2 protein-coding genes are annotated in these 1,138 nt (G+C 58.7%); both read right to left on the reverse strand.

What is annotated here, in order from left to right:
* The coding region (locus A3730_RS24325) for a fatty acid desaturase (RefSeq protein ID WP_063539157.1) at positions 1-945 on the reverse strand (945 nt) is incomplete at its 3' end.
* A 10-nt stretch (positions 946-955) separates the two neighbouring features.
* Positions 956-1,138: 2Fe-2S iron-sulfur cluster-binding protein (locus tag A3730_RS29970; protein ID WP_369819120.1), on the reverse strand; the 183-nt coding region annotated here is incomplete at its 5' end.

The following is a 1,138-nucleotide window of genomic DNA, read 5'->3' on the forward strand; positions in this document are numbered from 1 at the left end:
GCCCTCGATGTTGCAGGAACCCAGCATCTGGCGCAGATACCAGCGACCACGGGTTTCGCCTTCCACCTGTTCCAGGGTGAAGTTGTGGGCTCCGGCGGGGAAGTGCCCGCAGAAGATAATGGTGAATGCCCAGATGTTGCGGATCAGGTTGGCCACCGCATTGGCGCCGGCCACCATGCCGAACACCAGCAGGGGCGAGAAGGGCACATAGAAGGAAATCGGGATCGCCACCAGCGCCGCCGCCAGCGGCCAGGCGATGTAATCCTTGGCCACCTGACGCCATACCTTGTAGCCGATACGTTTTAACAGCGGCGTGAAATCCTTCAGCTTGTTCTTGCCTTTCAGGTGGTCATCAATGGCCTGTTCATGAACGGCCACGCCTTCCTCGAACAGCAGCATCAGCAAAATGAAATAGATTGGCTGTAGCAAGAACGCCGGCTTCCATTTTTGCATGGGCGTCACCCGCATAATGCCGTAGCCCACATCCAGGTCTTTTTCCAGCACATTGGTCCAGGTGTGGTGCACCACATTGTGCGAATGCATCCAGCGGTCCGAGGGGCTCATGGTGTCCCATTCCCAGGTGTTGGACTGGATTTCCGGGTCCTTCATCCAGTCCCACTGGGCATGCAACACGTTGTGGGCGATTTCCATGTTTTCCAGAATCTTGGCGATGCCGAGCGCGAACACGCCCAGGCCCATGAGGGTGAGTGCCACTGGCCAGGTTGCCAGCGCGTGCCCCCAGGCGGGAATGAAAAACAGCGACAGGTAAATCACAAAGCGGGAGCTCACCGCCATGGTGCGCTGGGTCTTGATCACCTTGAGGATATAGGCCCGGTCACGGTCGCCCCGGGAATCAAACACCTCGTTGCGAATGGCTTCCAGCTCGTTGCCAAATTCTTCGATCTGTTCGTCGGTCAGGTCGACCGGGTATTGATGGGTTTTCATTATTGTTCCCTCACAAATCCAGTTCGCAGTCGCCGGCGGCGGCGCAGATGCAGGTTTGTACAATGCTGCCAGCTTCGTTCAGTACCTCGCCGGTGCGCAGGTCACGCACACACCCGGACACCAGCGTGGTGTTGCAGGTATGGCAGATGCCCATGCGGCAGCCGTGGGGCGGGTTCATTCCGGCCGCCTCGGC

The sequence above is a fragment of the Alcanivorax sp. HI0044 genome (assembly GCF_001634945.1).